General features: G+C 72.3%; 15 protein-coding genes. 7 read left to right on the top strand and 8 right to left on the bottom strand.

Features of this window, described 5'->3' with window-relative positions; translation table 11 throughout:
- Positions 1-77 precede the first annotated feature (77 nt).
- The 5 genes from Srubr_RS03675 (at position 78) to Srubr_RS03655 (ending at position 4,781) form a co-directional block, all read left to right on the top strand.
- The gene (locus Srubr_RS03675; protein ID WP_189993606.1) at positions 78-614 is read left to right on the top strand and encodes a winged helix-turn-helix domain-containing protein; all 537 of its coding nucleotides are present in this window, start codon (positions 78-80) and stop codon (positions 612-614) included.
- A gap of 251 nt (positions 615-865) precedes the next feature.
- Complete coding sequence (locus tag Srubr_RS03670; protein ID WP_189993605.1) at positions 866-1,537, top strand: NAD(P)H-binding protein; 672 nt, start codon at positions 866-868, stop codon at positions 1,535-1,537.
- Positions 1,538-2,017: 480 nt separating this feature from the next.
- Positions 2,018-3,295: a helix-turn-helix domain-containing protein gene (locus Srubr_RS03665; protein ID WP_189993603.1), complete on the top strand. Its 1,278-nt coding sequence runs from the start codon at positions 2,018-2,020 to the stop codon at positions 3,293-3,295.
- Positions 3,292-4,110: a class I SAM-dependent methyltransferase gene (locus Srubr_RS03660; RefSeq protein WP_203854912.1), complete on the top strand. Its 819-nt coding sequence runs from the start codon at positions 3,292-3,294 to the stop codon at positions 4,108-4,110. Before Srubr_RS03665 ends, Srubr_RS03660 begins: the two co-directional genes overlap by 4 nt.
- Before the next feature lie 8 nt (positions 4,111-4,118).
- Positions 4,119-4,781 carry an O-methyltransferase gene (locus Srubr_RS03655; protein ID WP_189993601.1) on the top strand — a complete coding sequence of 221 codons (663 nt, stop codon included), beginning with the start codon at positions 4,119-4,121 and terminating at the stop codon, positions 4,779-4,781.
- 195 nt (positions 4,782-4,976) lie between these two features.
- Here the strand turns inward: Srubr_RS03655 and Srubr_RS03650 are convergent, their stop codons facing one another.
- The 8 genes from Srubr_RS03650 to Srubr_RS03615 form a co-directional block, all read right to left on the bottom strand.
- Positions 4,977-6,071 carry an HAD-IIIC family phosphatase gene (locus Srubr_RS03650; protein ID WP_229926605.1) on the bottom strand — a complete coding sequence of 365 codons (1,095 nt, stop codon included), beginning with the start codon at positions 6,069-6,071 and terminating at the stop codon, positions 4,977-4,979.
- Entirely contained in the window at positions 6,068-7,204 is a 1,137-nt protein-coding gene (locus tag Srubr_RS03645; protein ID WP_189993597.1) for an acyl-CoA dehydrogenase family protein, read from the bottom strand. The genes Srubr_RS03650 and Srubr_RS03645 overlap by 4 nt, the downstream gene beginning before the upstream one ends.
- On the bottom strand, positions 7,197-7,493 hold the full coding sequence (locus Srubr_RS03640; RefSeq protein ID WP_189993594.1) for an acyl carrier protein: 297 nt from the start codon (positions 7,491-7,493) through the stop codon (positions 7,197-7,199). Before Srubr_RS03640 ends, Srubr_RS03645 begins: the two co-directional genes overlap by 8 nt.
- Complete coding sequence (locus Srubr_RS03635) at positions 7,490-8,344, bottom strand: 3-hydroxyacyl-CoA dehydrogenase family protein (protein WP_189993592.1); 855 nt, start codon at positions 8,342-8,344, stop codon at positions 7,490-7,492. Before Srubr_RS03635 ends, Srubr_RS03640 begins: the two co-directional genes overlap by 4 nt.
- Complete coding sequence (locus tag Srubr_RS03630) at positions 8,317-10,827, bottom strand: type I polyketide synthase (protein WP_189993590.1); 2,511 nt, start codon at positions 10,825-10,827, stop codon at positions 8,317-8,319. The genes Srubr_RS03635 and Srubr_RS03630 overlap by 28 nt, the downstream gene beginning before the upstream one ends.
- A 61-nt stretch (positions 10,828-10,888) precedes the next feature.
- Positions 10,889-15,274, bottom strand: a complete 4,386-nt coding sequence (locus tag Srubr_RS03625; protein ID WP_189993587.1) for a MupA/Atu3671 family FMN-dependent luciferase-like monooxygenase — start codon at positions 15,272-15,274, stop codon at positions 10,889-10,891.
- Complete coding sequence (locus Srubr_RS03620) at positions 15,271-20,349, bottom strand: non-ribosomal peptide synthetase (RefSeq protein ID WP_189993586.1); 5,079 nt, start codon at positions 20,347-20,349, stop codon at positions 15,271-15,273. Before Srubr_RS03620 ends, Srubr_RS03625 begins: the two co-directional genes overlap by 4 nt.
- A 44-nt stretch (positions 20,350-20,393) precedes the next feature.
- Complete coding sequence (locus Srubr_RS03615) at positions 20,394-20,588, bottom strand: MbtH family protein (protein ID WP_189993712.1); 195 nt, start codon at positions 20,586-20,588, stop codon at positions 20,394-20,396.
- Positions 20,589-21,220: 632 nt separating this feature from the next.
- Here Srubr_RS03615 and Srubr_RS03610 point away from each other — a divergent pair.
- The gene (locus Srubr_RS03610; RefSeq protein WP_189993584.1) at positions 21,221-21,619 is read left to right on the top strand and encodes a DUF6153 family protein; all 399 of its coding nucleotides are present in this window, start codon (positions 21,221-21,223) and stop codon (positions 21,617-21,619) included.
- Positions 21,620-21,714: 95 nt separating this feature from the next.
- Positions 21,715-22,359, top strand: coding sequence for a DUF305 domain-containing protein (locus Srubr_RS03605; RefSeq protein ID WP_189993582.1), 645 nt, complete (start codon positions 21,715-21,717; stop codon positions 22,357-22,359).
- Positions 22,360-22,398 lie beyond the last annotated feature (39 nt).

Here is a 22,398-nt window from a genome sequence, read left to right as displayed (position 1 = left end):
TCCAACCGATTGCACAGAATGAAATCGATGGCAGTCAAGCAAACCGGTACCGGCCTTGGCAAGGTACAGTCCCGGATGTGGAAGCGACGATCGAAGACCTCAAAGCACTCGGGCACCCGGTCCGCTGGCGGATCCTGCGGCTGTGTCTGGACCGCGCGTTCACCAACAAGGAGCTGTCGGTCGAGCTCGACCTCGCTCCCGCGACCACCCTGCGTCACGTCCGGGCCTTGGTGAAGACCGATTTCCTGGTCGCCGAACCGGTGTGCGCCGGTGAGAACGGCGCACTGCAACGGCCCTATCGCGCCACCGCGCGCACCCGGGGTCTGATCATCCCGCCCGACGACTCCGGTCTGGCCCAGCAGGTCGACCTGGCCGTGCTCGGCGCCCACCGTACCGAACTGATAGCGGCGGGCAAGGACTCCGGCCGTGGCGCCAAGCGGGGCGTACTGCGGTTGCGGCCCGAGTCCGTGCAGTCGCTCCAGCGCAGGATCCAGGAGCTGATCGCCGAGTACCCCGACGAACCCGACGGCGAGCCGCTGAGCTACCTGTGGTCCCTCGCCGCCCGGCCCCAGACCGATCTCGAACCCCGGGAGAGCGATGGAGAGTTCGATTGACCAATAGGTGCGGCGGGTGCTTCACTCATTAGCCATTCGAGTGACGCCCCGGAGTCGCCATGGCGGCCGGCAGGACGAAGCCATCGGTTGCTTGTCGGATACCTGCCGGAAATCGCACGTCAATGAACGGGCCGGGTAAGTCGCCGGTATTGATCATTCGGCACGGCACAGGCTGGACGGGACAGCTCCGCACGCTTGCGGCATCGAATGCGGGGAAACCCGAAGTTCCCATTCCGGAAAAAGGGTATCGAATGAAGATTGTCATCGCCGGTGGCCACGGCAAGGTCGCCCTGCGGTTGACCCGGCGCCTGGCCGAACGCGGCGATTCCGTCGTGGGCATCGTGCGCAACCCCCGCCACGTCGACGACATCAGGAAGGCGGGCGGCGAGGCCGTCGTCCTCGATCTCGAGCGCGCGACGGTGGACGAGGTGGCCGCCGCCCTGGCCGGCGCGGACGCCGTCGTCTTCTCGGCCGGCTCGGGCAACAGCGCCACCGCCGCCCGCCGCGACAAGATGGACCGGGCCGCTGTCGTACTCGTCATGGACGCGGCGGAACAGGCGGGTGTGCGACGGTTCCTGCACGTCAGCTCCATCAACGTGGGCTGTGCCGACGAGCGCGGCATCGGTGAGGGGTACTCCGTCTACCTGCGGGCCAAGCACGCCGCCGAACAGCACATCTTCGCCCGGACCGGGCTCGACTGGACGGTACTGCGGCCCGGCGTGCTCACCGACGGGGACGGCGACGGCACCGTCGAACTCACCGTCGGGAACAGGGTCGGGCCCAAGCGTGCCAGGTTCGACCAGGTCGCCAGGGAGGACGTCGCCGCCGTGCTCGTGGCGCTCCTCGACCGGCCCGACACCGCCGGCCGCGTCTACGTGGTGGTCGGCGGCGGCACTCCCATCGACGAGGCGATCGTCGTCTAGGACGCGCCCCATGGACCACGGTCGTGCGACCCGGGACCGGTGGGGATCCCGGCGGCACCGCGGGCACTGAGCGAACAACCGACGCGGTTCGGCCGTCCTGAGTCGGATGAGCATCTTGAGGGAGCGATTCAGGACGCCGTCACGACAGTGACGTCACCTTCTGCCGCCCGGACAGCCGGGCGGGCGGGGCGTCACGCACACACGCACGGTCCGATTCCGGACAGTGGGCTCGGCACGAAGGGTCTCCTTTCACGACACGGGGGGTTATTTGTTGTGCAGTCAATCGCCAAGGTCAGACCGACGGCGACGGCCAGAGCCGGAGTCATGGTCGTCGGCAACAGCGCCACCGACACCTCTCAGCCGGACGAACGGGCCGATCGCCGGTCAGGTTCCGTCGCGCCGGGTTCCACCGCGGTGGCCGATCCGCCGCCCCGCCGCCCACCGGCCACGGCTCCGACGGCGCGCTGCACCCACTGGGCGGTGACCGCGGCGGCCATACCCTGCTGGGCAGCGGGCAACGTCGGGGCCGCGCACCTGGAGCCGGGGCACGTCGGCGGCCCGGCGTCCGAGGCGCACGGGCTCGGCCTGCTGCTGTTGATGCTGGACGGCTGCACCCGAAACGCGGCATCCGCCGCGTGCGAGAAGGTGCTGCGCGACCGGCGCGTGCCCGACGGGGCGGTCCATCCGGCGGTGACCACCGTGGTCGTCGCCGCCAGCCCGGCCCGCTGGTCCGACCGGCCTTCGGCGGCCGCCGGCCGGCCCGACCCGGCCCGGGCCTGGTTCGCCGAGATCGGCTACGCGCACTGCTTCGCCTTGCTGATGGCCGGTCAGGTGCGGCACACGTCACGAACAACCGGCAACGGGTACCGCGACGAGGTGGCCGCCGGGGACTCGGCAGTGGCCGACGGCTGGCTGGCGCTGCGCGGCCAGGTCGCCAACGTGGCCACCGCCATCGCCGACGCGGAGACCGCCTCGCGCCTGTTCGACGGCGGCACTTCGCGTCTCGTGCTGGCACCGGGTCCGGCCGAACTCGCCCTGTCCTGCGACGAGGCCGGCCCGCGACGGACCCGGCAGCCCGCCGACCGGGCGTCCGAGAGCCGCCTGCTCGTCCCGTGGTCGACCCTGAGCCAGGCGTGGATCACAGCGGCCGACGGAAACACCACCCTCGCCGCCAGACAGGCACTCTCCGCGGCCGACACCGCCAGGGCCCTGGGCCAGCACGCCGTCGAGGCGACGGCAAGCTACGACGTGGCCCGTCTGGGCAGTCCCCACGCCGTACGGCACCGCCTCGCCGCGCTCACCGACCTGGTGCCGGGGCCGGTCGTGCCGGTCATGGCCGGCGCCGCGGCCGCGTTGGCCCGCTCCGATCCCGCGGGTCTGGACGTCGCCACGGCGAGGTTCAACGAACTCGGGATGGATCTGCTCGCCGCGGAGACCGCCACCGCCGCGGCCGCACTACGGCGCACCGCCACGCCCTCCAGCACGATCGCGTGTCCGACCGCGACCACCCCGCTGTTACAGCTCACCACCCCGCTGGTCGGCCTGACCAGCCGCGAGCGGGACGTCGCGCTGCTGGCCGCCCACGGATTCACCAGCCCCGCCATCGGACACCGGCTGGGACTGTCCGCCCGAACGGTCGACAACCACCTGGGCCGCGCCTACCAGAAGCTCGGCGTGACCAGCCGCCGCGATCTGGCCCCGCTGATCGTCGCCGACCGCCCCGCACCGCCCGTACCCGCCGAAGGGAAACAGCGATGACCTCCATGAGCGACCTCGACAAGATATCCGCCAACAGAGAAGGCTTCAATCTGCGAGCACGGGCGCACATGCAGTCCTCCTACTACGACGTCGAAAGGTTCAAGCAGGGGCACAACATGCTGCGCAGGCTGGAACAGGAGGAGCTGGGCGACGTCAGCGGCCGGTCCCTGCTGGAACTGCAGTGCCACATCGGCGTCAACTCGCTCTCGCTCGCCCGCATGGGCGCTCAGGTCACCGGCACCGACATCTCGGACGAGGCGATCGACATCGCCCGCGAGCTCGCCGAGGACCTCGGTCTCGACGCGAGTTTCGTCCAGGCGAACCTCTACGACCTGCCGAAGGTGCTCGACGGTGAGTTCGACATGGTGTTCACCGGATACGGCACCCTGTCGTTCCTGCCCGACCTCACCGGCTGGGCCGAGGTGGCGGCGCGGTACGTCAAACCGGGCGGCACCCTCACGGTCGTGGAGATCCACCCGATGCTCACCCTCTTCACCGACGTCGGCGGCGAACTGCGGCTGGCCCGCTCCCTGTTCCAGTCCCGGCAGGTGCACCACGAGATGTCCAGGACGTACGCGGACCGGATCGCCGACGAGGTGGAGGTGGAGACGCACAGCCTGTACGGCTGGCGGTGGAGCGTGGAGGAGGTGCTGAACGCGCTCATAGGCGCCGGCCTGACCATCGAGCGCGTCCGCGAGGTCCCCTACGACGCGCGGCAGCGGCTGTCGTTGATGGAACCCGACGGAGACCACAACTGGCGGATTCCGGGTGACCCGATCCCGCTGTCGTTCTCCTGCACCGCCAGGCGGCGGTGAGCCCCGGCATGGCAGACCAGATCGTGGCGACACCGGAAATCCGCGAGTACGTCCGCGCCGTGTCCCTGCGCGAGGACCCGGTCCTGGCCGAACTCCGCGAGGAGACCGCGGGGTTGCCGGGCGGCCCGGCCATGCAGGTCATGGCCGAGGAAGGCCAGCTGCTGGCGCTCCTCGTCAGCCTGTCCGGTGCCGGATCGGTGCTGGAGATCGGCACCTTCACCGGCTACAGCACGCTGTGCATGGCACGTGCGCTGCCACCGGACGGCACGGTGGTCACCCTCGACCTCAACGGGCGCTGGCCGGCGATCGGCGCCGCGTACTGGCAGCGCGCCGGGGTCGCCGAACGCATAGACGTCCGCATCGGTGACGCGACGCGGACGCTCGCCGCCCTCGCCGACGAGCGGGGCGAAGCGAGTTTCGACCTCGTGTTCATCGACGCGGACAAAGCCAACTACGGGGCGTACTACGAGGCCGCGCTCCACCTCGTGCGACCGAAGGGGCTGGTGGTCATCGACAACACGCTCTTCTTCGGCCGAGTGGTCGACCCGGACAGCCACGACCCGGACACCGCCGCGGTACGGGCGCTCAACGCGTCGCTGCGCGACGATCCGCGCGTGGACGTCTCGATGCTCACGATGGCCGACGGGATCACACTCGCCCGCAAGAGGTGACTGTCGGCTCGTGAACAGTGTGGCGGCGGCGGGCACATCGTGCCGGCCGCCGCCTCGTCGCGACCAGCGGTCCAAGGGCGACCAAGGGCACGCCACGGCAGTGGCCGGGCTGATCTCCCGCCCGGGGCCCGGCGAACGCGCAAAGTCCTCCGACGGCCCGTCGGAGGACTTTGCGCGCGGTGAAGGCCGCTGGTGTCAGGTCGTGGTCAGGGGGACGGTGGTGAGACGTATCGTGCAGGGCGCCGGTTTCGGTGCCGGTGTGATGTGCAGGCGCTGCGTCCGCCCGTCCCGCGGCGGCGGCAGTTCGGCGAGGCAGGCACAGAGCTCGTCGGTGAACCCGGTGAACCGGTAGGCGACTTCCATGATCCGGTTGCGTTCGGTCGGCCGGAAGTCCGCGACCAGATGGGTGCCGGCCGTCGCCGCCTCGCCGATCAGCCAGTTCAGTACGGTGGCGCCGGCGCCGTAGGAGACGACCCGGCACGAGGTGGCCAGGAGCTTCAGGTGCCACACCGCCGCCCCGGTCTCCACGAGCGCGACACCGACCGCTCCGTGCGACCCGAAGCGGTCGCTCATCGTCACCGCGAGGACCTCGTGGCGTGCGTCGTCCAGGAGGGCGCGCAGGTCGGCGTCGGAGTAGTGGACACCGGTCGCGTTCATCTGGCTGGTGCGCAGTGTCAGCTCCTCCATCCGGGACAGGTCGTCGGCGGTGGCCCGGCGGATGTCCATCGCGAGGTCCAGCGAGCGCAGGAACTCCTGGGACGGGCCGTCGAACGACTCCTGCTCGGCCTGGCGCCGCGCGTTCGCCTGGTACATCTCGCGGCGGCGGCGCGAGTCGGCGGTCACGGTCGCCGGGGTGAACTCGGGCAGCGACAGCAGTCCGGGCGCCGACTCGGCCGGATAGCAGCGCACCTGCGGCAGGTGGAAGGCCACCTCGGCGCGTTCGGCCGGCTGGTCGTCGACGAAGGCGATCGTGTGGTGGGCGAACTTCAACTCGTCGGCGATCTCCCGGACCGACGCGGACTTCGGGCCCCAGCCGATCCTGGCGAGCACGAAGTACTGGGCGATGCCGAGGTCCTCCAGGCGCTCCCATGCCGGGCCGTGGTCGTTCTTGCTGGCGACCGCCTGAAGGATGCCGCGGGAGTCGAGGCCCACGATGGTCTCGTGGACCCGGTCGTCGACGGTCACGTCGTCGCCTTCGAGCAGGGTGCCCTTCCACAGGGTGTTGTCCAGGTCCCAGACGACACACTTGACGGTGGTGACCGGTTCGTTCGGTGGCAGTGCTCCGCTCACTGGGCCTCCTCCTGCCGCGCCGTGCCGTGCCCGGTCGCCAGAGCGTGTCTGGCGAGTTCGAGCTGGCATATCTCGCTGCTGCCCTCGATGATCTCCATCAGTTTCGCGTCCCGGTAGGCGCGGGCGACCACGTGGCCGTCCGACGCGCCCGCCGAGGCCATGATCTGCATGGCCGACGCGCTCGCGCGCACCGCCTGGGTCGCGCTGACGTGCTTGGCGAGAACGGTGGCGATCACGAGGTCCGGCGACCCCGACTCCCAGCAGTCGCCGGCCTGCCGGCACACCGCGGTGGCGACCCGCTCGGCGGCGTAGAGCTCGGCGATCCTGCGGGAGACCAGCTGGTGCTCCGCTATCGGTTTGCCGAACTGCCGCCGCGTTCGCGCGTGTTCGGTCACCGCGCCGAGGCAGCCGCGCAGGATGCCGACGCAACCCCATGCCACCGACATCCGGCCGTAGGCCAGGGCAGTCGTCACCAGGAACGGCAGCGACAGCCCGGTGCCGCCGAGGACGTTGGAGGCCGGCAGGCGCACACCGTCCAGCCGCACCCGCGCGTGGCCCGCCGCACGGCAGCCCATCGGGTGCGGGACCTTCTCGATGCTGACGCCCTCGGCGTTCGTGGGCACGATGACCGCTGCCGCCTCGCCGCCCGCTTTCCCGATGACGACGATCAGGTCGGCATAGGCCGCGGCGGTGATCCACGTCTTGCTGCCGTCCACGATCACCGCGTCGCCGGCGAACCGCAGCTCGGTGGTCATCGCGCCGAGGTCGCTGCCGGCGTCCGGCTCGCTGAAGGCGACGGCCGCGAGCCGGCCGCTGGTCAACTGCGGCAGGAACACGGCCCGCTGGTCGGCGGTGCCGAGGCGTTGCACGGTCCACGCCGCCATGCCCTGCGAGGTCATCACACTGCGCACGGAGCTGCACAGGCTCCCGGCGTGGGCGGTGAGCCTCCCGCTCTCCTGGCTGCCCAGGCCGAGTCCGCCGTACTGCTTGTGCACTTCGGCGCAGAGTACGCCGGCGGCGCCCAGTTGGCTCAGGACGGTCCGGGGGATCTCACCGGCGATGTCCCACGCGCCGGCGTTGTCCTCGACGAGACGCCAGATGTCCTCGCTCCCCGGCCGGAGCGGCTCAGACATCGCTGGCTGCGGCGGACTCCGCCCGGAGCCGGCCGACGAGCGCGGCCATGCTCTCGACCGTGCGGAAGTTGGTCAGCTGCAAGTCCGGTCCGGCGACCGTCACGGAGAAGGTCTGCTCAAGGAACACGACCAGCTGCATGGCGAACATGGAGTTGGCGACCCCGGTGACGAAGAGATCCTGGTCCACCCCGGGCCTGGTGCGGGTCTGCTCGGCCACGAACCCGGTGATCTCGTCGATGACGGCGTCCACGTCGAAGGGCGCCTTGTCGGTCTGCTGTTCCGCTGTCATGACTGTGCCTCACTGTAGTTGTAGAAGCCGCGGCCGCTCTTTCGGCCGAGTTCGCCTCGCCGGACCTTTTCGAGAAGGAGTTCGCTGGGACGGCACCGCTCGTCACCGGTCCGGGCGTACAGCGCCTCCAGAGCGTCGACGAGGTTGTCGATGCCGATCAGGTCCGCGGTGCGCAGCGGGCCCGTCGGATGCCCGAGGCAGCCCTGCATCAGGGTGTCCACGTCCTCGACGGTGGCGGTGCCGGCGCCGACCACCCGCGCCGCGTCGTTGATCATCGGGTGCAGCAGCCGGCTGGTCACGAACCCGGGGGCGTCACGGACCACCACCGCGCGCCGGCCGATCCGGGTCAGCAGCGAGAGTACCGACTCGACGGTCCCGTCCGCGGTCCGCGGGCCGCGGATCACCTCGACCATCGAGATCAGGTACGCGGGGTTCATGAAGTGCGTTCCGATGAGATCGCCCGGGCTCTTCACCCACGCGGCCATTTCGTCGATGGGTATGCCGGAGGTGTTGGTGATCAGGGGCGTGCCGGGGCGCACCAGCGCCGAGACGCCGGCGAGGACTTCCGCCTTCCTCTCGGGCAGTTCGGTGACCGCCTCGATGACCACCGCGGCGTCGGCGACCTCGTCCAGCGACAGTGTGGTGCGCAGCCGCGCCGGGGCGCGCCCGGCCGGCAGCGCGCCCATCAGCGTCGCGTGCCGCAGGCCGCCGGCGGTCGCGGCGGCGGCGCGCTCCAGCACGCCTTCGTCGATGTCCACCAGTACGACGGGCAGTCCGTGTCCGACGACGAGCGTCGAGATCCCGGTGCCCATGACGCCCGCGCCTACGATGGCGACGAGTGGCTCGTCCATGACGCCTCCTCCAAACCCAGTGGTTCGTAACTGCCGGAGTCGGGGCCGATCCAGTAGCGGCTGCGCTGGAACGGGTAGCCCGGCAGGGACACCCGCCGCGGTCGCGTTGTGCCGCGGAAGGCGTCCCAGTCGATGTCGACGCCGGACCGCCAGAGCCTGCCGACGGTGTCGTACAGCGCGGTGAGGCCGGACCGGCCCCCGTGCGCGGGGGCCAGCGACGGCAGCGCCGTCAGCCGCTTCGCCGTCTCCTGCCGGGCGACGGCTTCGGTCAGTGTGCTGTCCGGCCCCACCTCCAGCAGGATCCGGCCGTCGTCGCCGGCCAGTTCCCGCAGGCCGGCGGCGAAGGGGGCCGCCTCGCGCAGGTGGCGCGCCCAGTGGGCCGGCTCCGTGGCGTCCTGGGGGGTGATCCAGCCGCCGGTGGCCGTGCAGACGTACGGCACCTGCGGCGGTTCGAGCTCGTGGTGTGCCACCTTGGCGGCGAACGCGGACACGTACGTGTCGGGCACCCCGCCTGCCCCGGCGTGGGAGCGGGCCTCGGCGTCGGCGGCCGTGATGCCGAGGGCGTCCGCCAGGTCGATCACGCCGGCCAGGCAGGCCGCCACGTACTCGCCGTCGCCTTCGCCGGCCATCGCGGTGGGGTGCACTCCCCATGACTGCCACAGCCGTGCGAGGGCCCACTGCAGGCCGAAGGCCGCGAGCGGCACGCCGCGCGGGTCGTCGTGCCCGGTCCGCGGGCCGTCCCAGGTGGACGGGAAGAGCAGCGCGCGCAGGTCGTAGCCGAGCAGGGGCCGTGCCAGTTCGGCGCAGCGGTCCACTTCCCGGGCGAAGACCGGTTCGGCGCGGTGGACCGCCGTGGCGGCGTCCGGCCGGTGGGCGGCGCTGCCGGGGAACATGAAGACCACCTGGCGGGCCTCCGCGTCGTCGGCGGTGTCCACGGTGCCGGGCCGGGCCAGTGCCCGCAGGGCGGCCGTCGCCTCGGCCCGGTCGCGGCACACCAGGTGCCGGCGGAGCGGAAACGCGCGACGGCCGGCCTGCAGGGTGTGGGCGACGTCGGCGAGGTCGAGGTCGTCCTGGCGGTCCAGGCGGTCGGCGAGGTCCCTCGCGGCGTCCGCCAGGGCCTTGCCGCTGCGGGCGGACAGCACGAGCAGTTGCCGGTCGCGTGGGTCCGGCTCGGCGGCCCGCGGTGCCGGTGCCTCCTGGAGGACCAGGTGGGCGTTGGTACCGCCGACCGCGAAGGCGCTGACTCCGGCGCGCCGCGGCGTCGCGCCGCGTGGCCAGGGGCGGGCGGTGGTCGGGACGTAGAACGGTGTGCGGTCCAGCAGCAGGGCCGGGTTGGGTGTGTCGAAGTTGATGCTCGGCGGGATCTCGCCGTGTTCGAGGGCCAGCACCGCCCTGGCGAAGCCCGCCGCTCCCGCGGCGGCGTCCAGATGGCCGATGTTGGCCTTCGCCGAGCCGATCGCGCAGAACCCGCGTTCGCCGGTGTTGAAGGCCTTGGTGAGGCCGGCCACCTCGATCGGGTCACCGAGCGGAGTGCCTGTGCCGTGGGCTTCGATGTAGCCGATGCTCTCCGGCGCCACCCCGGCGACGGCCTGGGCGGTGGCGATCACCTCGGCCTGTGCCTGCATGCTCGGCGCGTTGAAGCCGAATTTCGCCGAGCCGTCGTTGTTGACCGCGCTGCCCAGGACGAGTGCGCGGATGTGGTCGTTGTCCGCGAGCGCGTCGCTGAGCCTGCGCAGTGCCACGACCGTGACGCCGTAGCCGGGCACGGTTCCGCCGGAGGCGGCGTCGAAGGGCCGGCAGTGGCCGTCACGCGCGAAGATGCCGCCCGCGACGACGGGGTAGCCGCCGATCAGCGGGACGGGCAGTGCCACTCCTCCCGCCAGTGCCATGTCGCACTCGTGGCCCAGCAACGCCTGGCAGGCGAGGTGGATGGCGACGAGCGAGGTGGAGCACGCCGACTGCACGGTCATCGCGGGCCCGCGGAGGTCGCACAGGTATGCCGCCCTGGTCGCGAGGAAGTCCTTGTCGTTGTAGGGGCGGGCGGAGAAGGCCGACAGCGATCCGCGGAACCGCGCGTTCGCCAGGAGGTTCAGGGGCAGGTACTTGTTGGCGAAGCAGCCGGCGTAGACGCCTACGGAGCCGTCGAACCGCGACGGGTCGTGTCCGGTGTCCTCGAGCGCGTGCCAGACGCATTCGGCGAAGATCCGCTGCTGTGGGTCGCTGATCCGCGCCTGCTCCCCGGTGTATCCGAAGAACTCGGCGTCGAAATGGTCGGCGTCCTCGATGACCGCGGCGGCGGGTACGTAGTCGGGGTGGGTGACCATGTCCCGCGGCCAGCCGGCGTCGACCAGTTGCCGGGTACTGAACCTGGTGACCGATTCGACGCCGTCGCGCTGGTTGCGCCAGAACGCCTCGATGGTGGGGGCTCCCGGCAGCCGGCCGGCGAGCCCCACGACCGCGATCGGCTCCACTGCGTCTTCCATGCCGGTACTCACCCAAGGCCCCCCTCGGCTCGCTGCCCTGTCGGAAAGTGCGCGGACACGCTCACGCCCCCGTCCTGCCCGCTCGGCGCGCGGCGGCCCGGCCCGCGACGCGGCGGGCGGCGGCCCGGGCGGCGCCCGCGCCGACCGCCGCATCGAGTCCTTCGGCCGGCTTGCGGTCGATGGCCTCGGCGAGTGCGCGGGCGGACGGGTAGCTGAACATGTCCACCAACGACAGCCCACTGTCGCGGTGTTCGAGCAGGCGTGCCCTGGCCACGACCACGAGCAGCGAGTTCCCGCCGAGTTCGAAGAAGCTGTCGTCCAGGCCCACCCGGTCCACGCCGAGTACCTCCCGCCACACCTCGGTGACCAGCCGTTCGGTCGGGGTGGTCGGCGGCGCGTACGCGGTCGTGCCCTCGGGCCGCGCGTCCGACAGGTCGGGCAGTGCCCTGCGGTCGACCTTTTTGTTCGGGGTCAACGGCATCGCGTCGATGGGGTGGAGGACGCTCGGCAGCATGTAGCCGGGCAGCCGGGTGGCGAGGAAGGCGCGCAGTCCGGTGGCGGTCGCGGGCCGGTCGGGCGCCGGAACGTAGTAGCCGGTGATCCGCTGTTCCGCGCCGGTGCCCCGGATGACGGCGGCGGCCGAGCGGACACCGGGGTGTTCGGCGAGCGTGGTCTCGATCTCGCCGAGTTCGATCCGGTGGCCGTGCAGCTTGACCTGGTCGTCGAGCCGGCCGAGGAATTCGAGTGTGCCGTCGGGTGTCCAGCGGGCCAGGTCGCCCGTGCGGTAGACACGCGCGCCGGGCCGGCCGGCGAACGGGTCGGGCTGGAAGCGTTCGGCGGTCACCTGTGTGCGGTGGAAGTAGCCCCTGACCACGCCCTCCCCGCCGAGCAGCAGTTCCCCGGGCACGCCCGTCGGACACGGCCGCATGTCGCGGTCGACCACGTAGGCCCGTACGTTCGCCAGCGGCCGCCCGATGGTCACCGGGCCGCCGTCGGGCGGTATCCGGGACGTCGTCGCCCAGACCGCGGCCTCGGTCGGCCCGTACATGTTGTGGACCGTGCCCGCGACGGTGCCGGCGAGTTCGCGGGCCAGGTCCGCGGGGAGCGCTTCCCCGCCCACCAGCAGCCGGTCGAGCCCGCGCAGCCGGGCGCGCGCGTCCTGGTCGGCCAGCAGGGCGCGGGCCAGGGACGGCGTGCACTGCAGGTGGGTCACCGCGTGCTCGCGCAGCTGTTCGGCTATCGGTTCCTCGGCCTCGGCCAGCGCGGCGTTCCTGCGCTCGTCGCTGATCTCCCTGACGGTGTTCAGGTGGGTCAGGGCGTCGAGTGCCGCTTTCTCCTCGACACCGAAGTCGATCAGGCAGGCGACCTCGTCGACGCCGGTGGCCTTCATCCGGTCCACCATGTCGGCGCAGACCTGCGGTGTGCCGAGCAGGCTGGCGGTGGCGAAGAACCGGTCGAATGCCCGGTCGATCAGTTCCCGCAGTTCCCCGGGGGGCAGCGCCTTGAAGTCCTCGGCGCTTCGCGTGGTGACGCCGAGCGAGGAGATCAGGTCGAAAGAGGTCTCCAGGTACCGGCTCATCGGTTCCCGGACCAGCTCGCGGACCTCGTCGAGGTCCGGGCCGACGAACGTGTGGACCATGACCACCACGTGGCCGTCCCCGGGTCCGTGCCCGTGCTCGCGCCAGGTCCTGCGGTACAGCGCGATCTTCTCGGCCAGTTCCTCCAGGCTGTGTCCGAGGAGGTGGGTGAGCACCCCGGTGCCGGCCTCGCCCGCCATCCGGAAGGTCTCCGGGTGCCTGGCACTGGTCAGCCACACCGGCAGCTCCGGTTGGACGGGCCGGGGGAAGACGCCGACCTCGACCTCGGCGCCGTTGCCGTTGCGCCGCGGCACTTTCTCGCCGCGCCACAGCCTGCGGACCTCCGCGAGGCCCTCCATCATCAGCTGCTTGCGCTTGTCGTACCGGTCGGGTGCGAGCGTGAAGTCGTTGGCGTGCCAGCCGGACGCCAGGGAGATGCCGACCCGGCCGGCCGAGATGTTGTCCACGGCGGACCATTCCTCGGCCACGCGCAGTGGGTCGTGCAACGGCATGACCACGCTGCCCGCGCGCACCTGGACGCGCTCGGTGACCGCGGCGACGGCCGCCGCCGTCACCGAGGGGTTCGGGTACAGCCCGCCGAACTGGTGGAAGTGGCGTTCGGGGGTCCACACGGCGGTGAAGCCGTTGCGGTCGGCGAACCTCGCGCCGTCGAGCAGCAGCCGGTAACGGTCGTCGGAGCCGGCTTCGCAGTCGCTGCCGAAGTAGAGCAGGCTGAAGTCGATGTGGCGGGCACGGGCCTTGGCCACCGCGGCCGACCGCGCGGCGGCCAGGGCCGACGGCAGGGGCGGTTCACGGCGCAGCACGATCCGGTGGCCGTGGATCAGCGCCCACAGCAGCTCGACCACGGAGATGTCGAAGGAGACGCTGGTCAGCGCGAGCCAGGTGCTGGGCTCGTCGGCGCCGAAGACGTCGTTCATCCCGGCGAACAGGTTGACCACGTTGCGGTGGGTGACCATGACGCCCTTGGGCTGTCCGGTGGAGCCGGACGTGTAGATCACGTACGCCAGGTTGTCGGCGGTGACCGCCGGGAGTGGGCTGTCGGGCGGGCCGTCCGGCGTCGCGGCAAGGCCGGGGACGACGACGTGGGCCGCGCCGAGGCGCTCCGCGGCCGCGGCGGAGCCGGAGTCCGCGACGACCAGCCGCACGCCGGCGTCGCCGACCATGAACGCCAGCCGGTCGGGCGGGTAGTCGGGATCCAGCGGAAGGTACGCCGCGCCCGCTTTGAGGATTCCCAGCAGGGTGACCATCAGCAGGGACGTGCGGCCGAGGTGGACGCCTACCGGTTCGTCCGGTGCCACGCCGAGTCGGCGCAACCGGGCGGCGAGCCGGTCGGCGAGCCCGTCGAGCTCGCGGTAGGTCAAGGTGGCGTCGGCCGCGATCACGGCGACCGCGTCGGGGGCCGCCGCCACCCGCCGCTCGAACAGCTGGTGCACCAGGGCGCCGGGGACCTCGGCCCGGGGGCCGGTCTGCCAGGCGGCCAGGGCGGCGAGTTCGCCCGCCGGCAGCACCGCCAGTTCGTCGACGGGACGGTCGGGGGCCTGCGCGGCGGCGGTGACGACGCTGACGTACCGTTCGGCGAGCCGCTGGGCGGTCGTGGCGTGGAACAGGTCGGTGCTGTACTCCAGGCGGCCGGTCACGCCGGCCGGGGTCCGGGTGAGGCTCAGGGTGAGGTCGAACCTCGCCGCGCCGGTGTCGCCCAGTACCGGCTGCACCTGGCAGCCGTCCAGGCGCAGCCCCGTTCCCTCGTCTTCGTACCGGTAGCTGAACAGGACCTGGAACAGCGGGTTGTGCGCGAGGTCGCGGTCGGGGTGCAGTTCCTCGACGAGTTTTTCGAACGGCAGGTCCTGGTGGGCGAGCGCTCCCTTGACCTCCGTCCACAGCCGCTGGATCAGCTCACGGAACGTCGGGCCGTGGGCGAGGTCGCAGCGGAGCACCAGGGTGTTGGTGAAGAACCCGATGAGACGGGCCAGTTCGGGCCGTTCCCGGCCGGAGACCGGCGTGCCGACGACGACTTCGTCCTGGCCGACGTGTGCCCGCAGCAGTACCGCGAAAGCGGCGAGCAGGACGCTGTAGAGGGTGACGCCTTCGCTCCTGCCCAGCTCTTCGAGCCGCTGGACCGAATCCGGCGGCAGCTCGAAGGTGAGCGCGGCACCGCGGTAGCTCTGTACCGGTGGGCGGGTGTGATCGGTGGGCAGGAGCTGGGCGGGCAGGCCGGCCAGCCGGTCCGTCCAGTACGCCAGCAGCCGGTCGAGTTCGGGTCCGCCCAGCGTGCTGTGCTGCCACTCGGCGAAGTCGGCGTACTGCATGGGCGGTTCGGGCTCGCGGCACTCCTGGCCGGTCAGCGCGGCCCGGTAGTGGATCTCGAGCTCCCTGCCGAGCGTGCCGACCGACGCGGCGTCGCAGGCGAGGTGGTGCACGGTGAGCAGCAGCCGGTGCCGCTGTTCGCCCAGGCGCAGCAGGCGGGCGCGGATGAGCCGGCCGGCCACCAGGTCGAACGGGGCGCCGGCCTCCTCGTCCGCGAGCCGCGGCGCCTCCTTCGGCGTGCGGCCCGCAGCGGTCAGGTCCGTGACGGGTACGGAGACCGGGGCGGGCGGCAGGATCACCTGGTGGGGGGTGCCGCCGGTGGAGCGGAAGGCGGTGCGCAGGATCTCGTGGCGCCGCACGACCTCGGTCAGCGCCTGTTCGAGCGCGCCGCGGTCCAGCGGGCCGGTGATGTCGTAGCCGAGCGGGACGTTGTAGACCGAGCTGCCCGGCTGTAGTTGGTCGAGGAACCACAGGCGCTGTTGTGCGTACGACAGCGGAGCCGCACTGTTGTCCGGCCCGGCTTCCGGTTCGATGGCCGCGCTCACTGCTGCACCTCGGGTTCCTGCGTGTCGCGCAGGAGCGACTCGCCTTCCTCGTCACCGGGCCGGCCGGCTTCGGACACCGGCCGCACGGCGATGCGGCGGTTGCGCGGCGTGATCGGGGCGGGGCCCGTTGCCGCTCCTGTCGTGGCGGCGGTCACGGCGTCCGCCAGGCTCGCCACGGTGGGCCGCTGGAGGAACGCGGAGATCGGGACCTGGACGTCGAAGGCCTCGTTGACCTGGGCCACCAGCCGGGCCGCCAGCAGGGAGTGGCCACCGGCGCGGAAGAAGTCGTCCGTGCGCCCCACAGGCTGGTCGTGGAGCAGCGCCGAGGCGAGCCGGGCGACGCGTTCTTCCGTCGGTGTCCGCGGCGCCTGCCGTGTGGGGGGCCGGGCCGGGGTGCTCGGTGCCAGGGCGGCCAGCGCGTCGTGGTCCACCTTGCCGTGTTCGGTGAGCGGCAGGGCGGGGAGCAGCACGATCCCGTCCGGGATCATGTACACGGGCAGCCGGTCCCGCAGGAACGCCAGCAGCTTGTCCCCGGAGGTGGTTTCGCCGCGGCCGTCGGTGCAGACGTACGCCGTGAGCGAGGCTTCGGCTCCGGGCGCCGACGCGCGGGCGACGACGACGGCGTCCCGTACGTCCGGGTGTTCCCTGAGCGTTGCCGCCACTTCTCCGGGCTCGATCCGAAAGCCCCGGATCTTGACCTGTTCGTCCGCGCGGCCCAGGAAGTCCAGCTCCCCGTCGGCGCGTCGGCGGACCAGGTCACCGGTGCGGTACAGGCGTGCGCCGGGCCGAGCGGTGAAGGGGTCGGCGAGGAAACTCTGTTCGGTGAGTTCGGGGCGGTTGACGTAGCCGCGCGCCACCGCCGTACCGCCGAGGTACAGCTCGCCGCGGACACCGATGGGCACGGGCTGTCCTTCGGCGTCCAGCACATGGGCGTCGACCCCGCTGATCGGCCTGCCGATGGGCGGGCGCGGTCCGGCCGGGGCGGGCGGGACGAGGCCCGCTGTCGCCACCACGGTGTTCTCCGTCGGCCCGTAGTGGTTGAAGAGCTGGAACGGCAGGCCGTCGGAGGGTGCCGCCGGCAGCACGTCGCCGCCGGTTAGCAGCGCCCGCAGCGCGCTGTCGGCCGGCCACGGTTCGTCCAGTGCGGCCGCGGCGACGGGGGTGGGCAGGAACGCCGTGGTGATCTTCTGCTCGCCGAGCCAGCGCACCAGTTCCGCCGGCGCGGCCCGCAGGTGCGGCGGGACGACGTGCAGGGTGGCGCCGGCCGCGAGGGTGGGCCAGATCTCCCACGTGGACGCGTCGAATCCGGGGCTGGCGAACAGTGTGCTGCGGTCGGCCGGTCCGAGCGCGTACTCGGCTGTGTGCCAGGCGACCAGGTTCGCGAGCCCCCGGTGTTCCAGCGCGACGCCCTTGGGCCGGCCGGTGGATCCCGAGGTGTAGATGAGGTAGGCCAGCCGCTCCGGGGTGAGCTGGTCGGCGTGGACCGGCGCGGTGTCGGTGTCGGTGTCTGTGTCGGCGTCCAGGCCGAGGACGTCGAGGCTCTGCGCGAAGGCCGGCAGCTGCTGCCGTGTCCGGGGCGTGGTGAGGATCGTACGGGCGCCGGCGTCCCGCACGATGAAGGCGACGCGCTCGGCCGGGTAGTCCGGGTCCAAGGGCAGGTAGCATCCGCCGGCCATGAGCACCGCGAGTTCGCCGACCACCAGCTCGGGGGAGCGGTCGGCGTACACCGCCACCGGTTCCTCGGCGGCGATGCCGGACGCGCGGAGCCGGCGGGCCAGTGCGCCGGCGCGCTGCCACAACTGTCCGTAGCTGAGCTGTCCCTCGGGCCAGCGCACGGCGACGGCGTCCGGTCGCGTCCGCACCTGCTGTGCGATCAGCTCGGTCACCGGCCGGGTGCCGGCCGCGGCGGGCCCGTGGGACCAGCTCTCCAGCTGGGCCGCCTCCTCGTCCGGGAGCAGGCGCAGCGTGCCCACGCGCGTCTGCGGCCGGGCCACCGCGTCGGCGAGCAGGGTCAGGTAGTGCGTGACCATCCGCTCCATGGTGGCTTGGTCGAACAGGTCGGCCGAGTGCTCCCAGATCATGGCGAGGTCGTCGTCCTCGGGGCGGGGCGCCCGGCCCAGGCGCTGCTCGGCCCGCGGGATCACGATCACGTTGAGGTCGGCCTTGGCCGAGTTGTTCGAGCGTTCGGTGACCTTGCCGGTGAGCCCGCCGAAGTCGATGTCGGGCACCGCGGAGTCGTGGAAGCTGAACATGACCTGGAACAGCGGGGTGCGCGAAGGGTCGCGGACCGGGTCGATCGCGTCGATCACCGCGTCGACGGGGGTGTCCGACCAGGCCAGTGTCTCGGCGACGCTCTGGCGCACCTGCGCCAGCAAGTCGCTGAACGACTGGTCGGCCGACACCTTGGTGCGCATGACCAGCGTGTTGACGAGCATGCCGAGCAGTGGCTCCAGCTCGGGCACGTTCCGGTTCGCCGCGCCGGTCCCGACGAGCATGTCCCGCTGTCCGGTGTAGCGGTACAGCAGTGCGGCGAAGCCGGCGTACATGGTGGAGAACAGCGACACCCGGTTGTCCCGGCTGAAGGCGCGCAGCCGGCGCGCCAGTTCGGCGGGGATCCGGATCCGCGGCGCCCGGCCGCGGAAGGTCATCACCGGCGGCCGTGGCCGGTCGGCGGGCAGTTCCAGCGTGTGCGGGGCGCCGGCCAGGCGGGCGGTCCAGTGGTCGACGTGGGTGCGCAGCACGTCACCGCGCATCCAGTCCCGCTGCCAGATGGCGTAGTCCGCGTACTGGACGGCGAGTTCGGGCAGCGGCGAGGGCTGTCCGGCGGCGAAGGCCGGGTAGAGGGCGCGCAGCTCGGACAGGAACACCGACAGCGACCAGCCGTCGTGGACGAAGTGGTGTTCCACGTGGAGGAACGTGTTGTGCCCGTTGCCGTGGCGCAGCAGGACCCAGCGGGCCAGGGGCGGTTCGGTCAGGTCGAACGGTTCGCGCAGGTGCGCGGCGACGACCTCGTCGGCCTGTTCCGCCGGGACGTCGAGGACCTTGAGCGGCGCCTTGGCCTGCGCGAGCGGGCGCTGGTAGCCCACCCCGTCGACGGAGACGAAGGCGGTGCGCAGGATCTCGTGGCGGCGGACGATCTCGTCGAGCGCCGCGCGCAGGGCGTCTACGTCCACCTCGCCCCGCAAGGACACGGTGGCCTGGAAGTTGTAGGCCAGGTTGCCGGGCGAGAGCTGTTCGAAGAACCAGACCCTCTCCTGGGGCAGGGACAGCGGGATCGGCCGGTTCCGGTCGGCCCGGCGCACCGGCGGCGCGGTCGGCGCGATCACCTGGGCGGCGGGTTCCGGGCCGTTGTTCCCGGCCGCGGCGGCCCGCTGGTCGATGATCGCGGCGAGGTCGGCGACGGTGGGCGCGCCGAACAGCTCGGGCACGCTCACCACCGTGTGCAGTTCCGCGGTGATGCGGGCGGCGAGCCCCGCGACGAGCAGCGAGTTCCCGCCGAGGGCGAAGAAGTCGTCGTGGACGCCGACTTCGGTGCCGCCGAGCAGCCCGGCCACGATCCTGGCCAGTGCGGCCTCGGTCGGGGTGCGGGGCGGGACCGCGGTGTCGGCCAGGCCGGCCGCCGTGCGGCCGGGGGCGGGCAATGCGGCGCGGTCGACCTTGCCGTTGGGGGTGAGCGGCAGCGCGGGCAGCACGACGACCGCTGCCGGCACCATGTACCCGGGCAGCCGGGCCGCGACGAACTCGACCAACTCGGTCGTGGGGACGCCGGTGACCGCGTAGGCGACCAGGCGCGCGTCCGGCCGGCCGGAGTGTTCGACCACCACGAAGGCGTCCCGGACGCCGGGGTGCTGCTTGAGAACCGTGGCCACCTCGCCGGGTTCGATCCGGAACCCGCGGATCTTGGCCTGGTCGTCGTAGCGGCCGATGTACTCGAAGACCCCGTCCGGGCGGCGGCGGACCTTGTCGCCCGTGCGGTACATGCGCTCTCCCGGGGCGCCGATGTCGGGCACGAACACCGCCGCGGTGCTCGCCGGGTCGTGCAGGTATCCGCGTGCCACGCACGCGCCGCCCAGGCACAGTTCGCCGACCTCGCCGTCGGGCACCGGGTCGAGCCCGTCGAGCACGTAGCAGCGCACGCCGTCGACCGGCACGCCGATCGGCGGCGGCACGGGTCCCTCGGGCACGACCTCGCCGGCCGTCACCTTCACCGTGGCTTCGGTCGGCCCGTAGAGGTTGATCACGGTGAACGGCAGCCCCTCGGGCACGCCGCGCTGCATCGCCGAACCACCGGTGTGCAGGTACCTGAGCACCGTGTGCGCGGGCCAGGCCTCGTCGAGGACGGCCTCGGCCAGCGGGGTGGGCAGGAAGGACACGGTGATCTGCTCGTCCGCCAGCCAGGCGGCGAGCGCGGACGGCGAGGCGCGCACCTCGGCGGGCGGCACCACCAGCGTGGCGCCGGCGGTCAGGGTGAACCAGATGTCCTGGACGGACACGTCGAATCCGGGACTGGCCAGCAGGGTCGAGCGGTCCTGGGGCCGCGTGCCGTAGGTCTTGTGGTGCCAGTGCATCAGGTTGGCCAGGCTCGCGTGGGTCACCGCGACGCCCTTGGGCCGGCCGGTGGAACCCGACGTGTAGATCACGTAGGCCAGTGCGGCGCCGTTCGGGCCGGGCGGCACCGAGGCGGTCGCCGGGGAAGGCTCCTCGGTCAGATCGACCAGCAGGACGTCGTCGCCCAGCGGAGCCCCGCCGGACACCAGCGGCGCGGTGCTGAGGACCGCGACGGCGCCGGAGTCCTGGAGCAGTTGGCGGACCCGCGCGGCCGGGTGGGCCGGGTCCAGCGGCAGGTAGGCCCCGCCCGCCAGCAGGACGGCCAGCTCGGCGACCACCAGCTCCGCCGACCGGTCGGCGTAGACGGCCACGACGCTGTCCTGGCCGACCCCCCGCCCGGTGAGCTCGCTCGCCAGAGCGGACGCGTGCGCGGCAAGGTTTCGGTAGGTCAGTCTCAGGTCACCGTCCTGCACCGCGACCGCGTCCGGCGCCTCGGCCACCCGGACGTGAAATTCATTGAGCACCATCTCGCACGTCATCCTTCACTGCTGAGAGTGGGTGGCTGAACGGCTTACTGGGCGGCCCGGCGCAGACTCAGCGGGCGCATGTCCGTCCAGGCTTCGTTGATGTGGGCCAGGCATTCCGCCTTGGACCCGCTGACGCCTCCGTCGCGCCACCCGAGGGGCAGGTCGCGGTCGGCGGGCCAGATCGAGTACTGCTCCTCGTCGTTGAGTACGACCACGTAGGACCGGGTGTCGTCGTCCATGGGTTCCTCCGGTTCGGCGCGATACAGGGTGGTGTGCCGCTCGTCGTGACCCCCGCGGCCCGCCGTGCCGGGCGACGAGGCCGTGGACTCGGACACGACGGACACGACGGGAACGAGGGGCACGGCGGCACTCGCACCGCGGCAGACCGTGAGGACGGACGTGCGTGCGGAGCATCACCACCGGGTCCTCCTCAGGTGAGGCCCGGGAACGGCCGGCCGCCTCGGCGCCGTCAGGGCAACCGGGGCTCTTCCGCACTCGGTGACCAGCGAGCACCGGATGCGCGTGGGACCCGAGACACGGCCGTCGGCGAACTACCGCCCATGCGTTTCATGCCGACAGCATGGGTCGCATCGGTTCCCGCCGACAGAGCATGGTAATTACTCCGGCGGTCCGTTAAATCAAGAATTGGGCGGATAAGCGGTGTTCGTCGGTCGGTGCAGCGGGCGCCGGTGACGGGCCGGGCAAGCCGGGGGGGTACCGGGTCCGAGGGGTGCCCGGTTCCCCGCGGCCAGTACCGCCACGCGTCGTACACCGCTCGGTTGCCCGCACACCGCCGAGCCGAACCGGGGCGCGCGGGTGTGTCGGAGGGCCTTGCCCGTGCGCCGTTGCACGCCCCCCGTACGATGACCTCATGCGCACCACCGGACAGCACCCGCGGCGACCGCTCGGGCGGTACCGCGCGCTGTCCGTGCTCGCGGTGCTGATCGGGCTGCTGGGCATGCACGCCCTCGCGCCCGGCGGCGGGGCGGGACACACGGAACACGCCGGACACGCCCACGCCACGCACAGGACGGCCGCGCTCGTCGCCGTCGACGACTGCGTCGGCCACAGCGGCGGCCACCGGCTGCACCACGCCGACCCCAGCTGTGCCTCAAGCGCGCTGACCGGCGGGCCGCACCTGGCCGCGCCGGCCCCGGACCCGGTGCCGGGACCGGCCACCGCCCACCGCCCGCTCACCGCGTGGACCACCGCGCCGGACGGCGCCCGCGACCCACCCGACCTGGCCGAACTCCAGCTCCTGCGGATCTAGAGGCCGCCCCGGCCGCGCCCGCCCCGCCACCCGCGGGACGCGCGGCCGTGCCTGAGCGCGCCCGAAATCCCTTCCGAACAGCAGGAGTTCTTCCCATGATCACCCGTACCCTGACGCGCCGCGCCGCCCTCGCCACGGCTGCCGTGACCTCCGCGCTCGTCCTCGCCGCCTGCGGCGGCAACAGCGACGACAACGGCGACGGCGGCACCGGCCACACCGGTCACGGAGCCTCCGCCGCCTCCGCCACGCCGAGCGCGTCGGCCGGCGCGCACAACGCCCAGGACGTCGCCTTCGCCAAGGGGATGATCCCGCACCACCAGCAGGCCCTGGAGATGGCGGAACTCGCCGCCGACCGCGCCTCCTCGGCGCGGGTGAAGGACCTCGCCGCCCGCATCGAGAAGGCACAGGACCCGGAGATCCGCACCCTGACCGGCTGGCTGAAGGCCTGGGGCGAGCAGCCCCCCACGGCCGGCACGGACCACTCCGGCCACAGCGGGATGTCCGGCATGTCCGGGATGATGAGCGAGGACGACATGGCCGCCCTGAAGAAGGCCACCGGCAAGGACTTCGACACCCGGTTCCTGTCCCTGATGGTCGAGCACCACCAGGGCGCCGTCGAGATGGCCGCCACCGAGAAGCAGCGGGGCCGCTCCGCCGACGCCAAGGCCATGGCGGACGCGATCATCACCGCGCAGGACGCCGAGACCAAGGAGATGAAGCAGCTCCTCGGCGCGAAGTGACACCGCGGCGGGGGCCGGCACCGCCACCGGCCCCCGCCC

The organism is Streptomyces rubradiris, from assembly GCF_016860525.1.
GTDB lineage: Bacteria > Actinomycetota > Actinomycetes > Streptomycetales > Streptomycetaceae > Streptomyces > Streptomyces rubradiris.
This window is presented reverse-complemented; position numbering and strand designations above follow the sequence as displayed.

Bases quoted from the DNA above. Each gene is read 5' to 3' on its own strand.
- Srubr_RS03670 (WP_189993605.1), top strand. From the start codon at position 866: ATGAAGATTGTCATCGCCGGTGGCCACGGCAAGGTCGCCCTGCGGTTG.
- Srubr_RS03660 (WP_203854912.1), top strand. From the start codon at position 3,292: ATGACCTCCATGAGCGACCTCGACAAGATATCCGCCAACAGAGAAGGC.
- Srubr_RS03655 (WP_189993601.1), top strand. From the start codon at position 4,119: ATGGCAGACCAGATCGTGGCGACACCGGAAATCCGCGAGTACGTCCGC.
- Srubr_RS03645 (WP_189993597.1), bottom strand. From the start codon at position 7,204: ATGTCTGAGCCGCTCCGGCCGGGGAGCGAGGACATCTGGCGTCTCGTC.
- Srubr_RS03640 (WP_189993594.1), bottom strand. From the start codon at position 7,493: ATGACAGCGGAACAGCAGACCGACAAGGCGCCCTTCGACGTGGACGCC.
- Srubr_RS03635 (WP_189993592.1), bottom strand. From the start codon at position 8,344: ATGGACGAGCCACTCGTCGCCATCGTAGGCGCGGGCGTCATGGGCACC.
- Srubr_RS03630 (WP_189993590.1), bottom strand. From the start codon at position 10,827: ATGGAAGACGCAGTGGAGCCGATCGCGGTCGTGGGGCTCGCCGGCCGG.
- Srubr_RS03620 (WP_189993586.1), bottom strand. From the start codon at position 20,349: ATGGTGCTCAATGAATTTCACGTCCGGGTGGCCGAGGCGCCGGACGCG.
- Srubr_RS03615 (WP_189993712.1), bottom strand. From the start codon at position 20,588: ATGGACGACGACACCCGGTCCTACGTGGTCGTACTCAACGACGAGGAG.
- Srubr_RS03610 (WP_189993584.1), top strand. From the start codon at position 21,221: ATGCGCACCACCGGACAGCACCCGCGGCGACCGCTCGGGCGGTACCGC.
- Srubr_RS03605 (WP_189993582.1), top strand. From the start codon at position 21,715: ATGATCACCCGTACCCTGACGCGCCGCGCCGCCCTCGCCACGGCTGCC.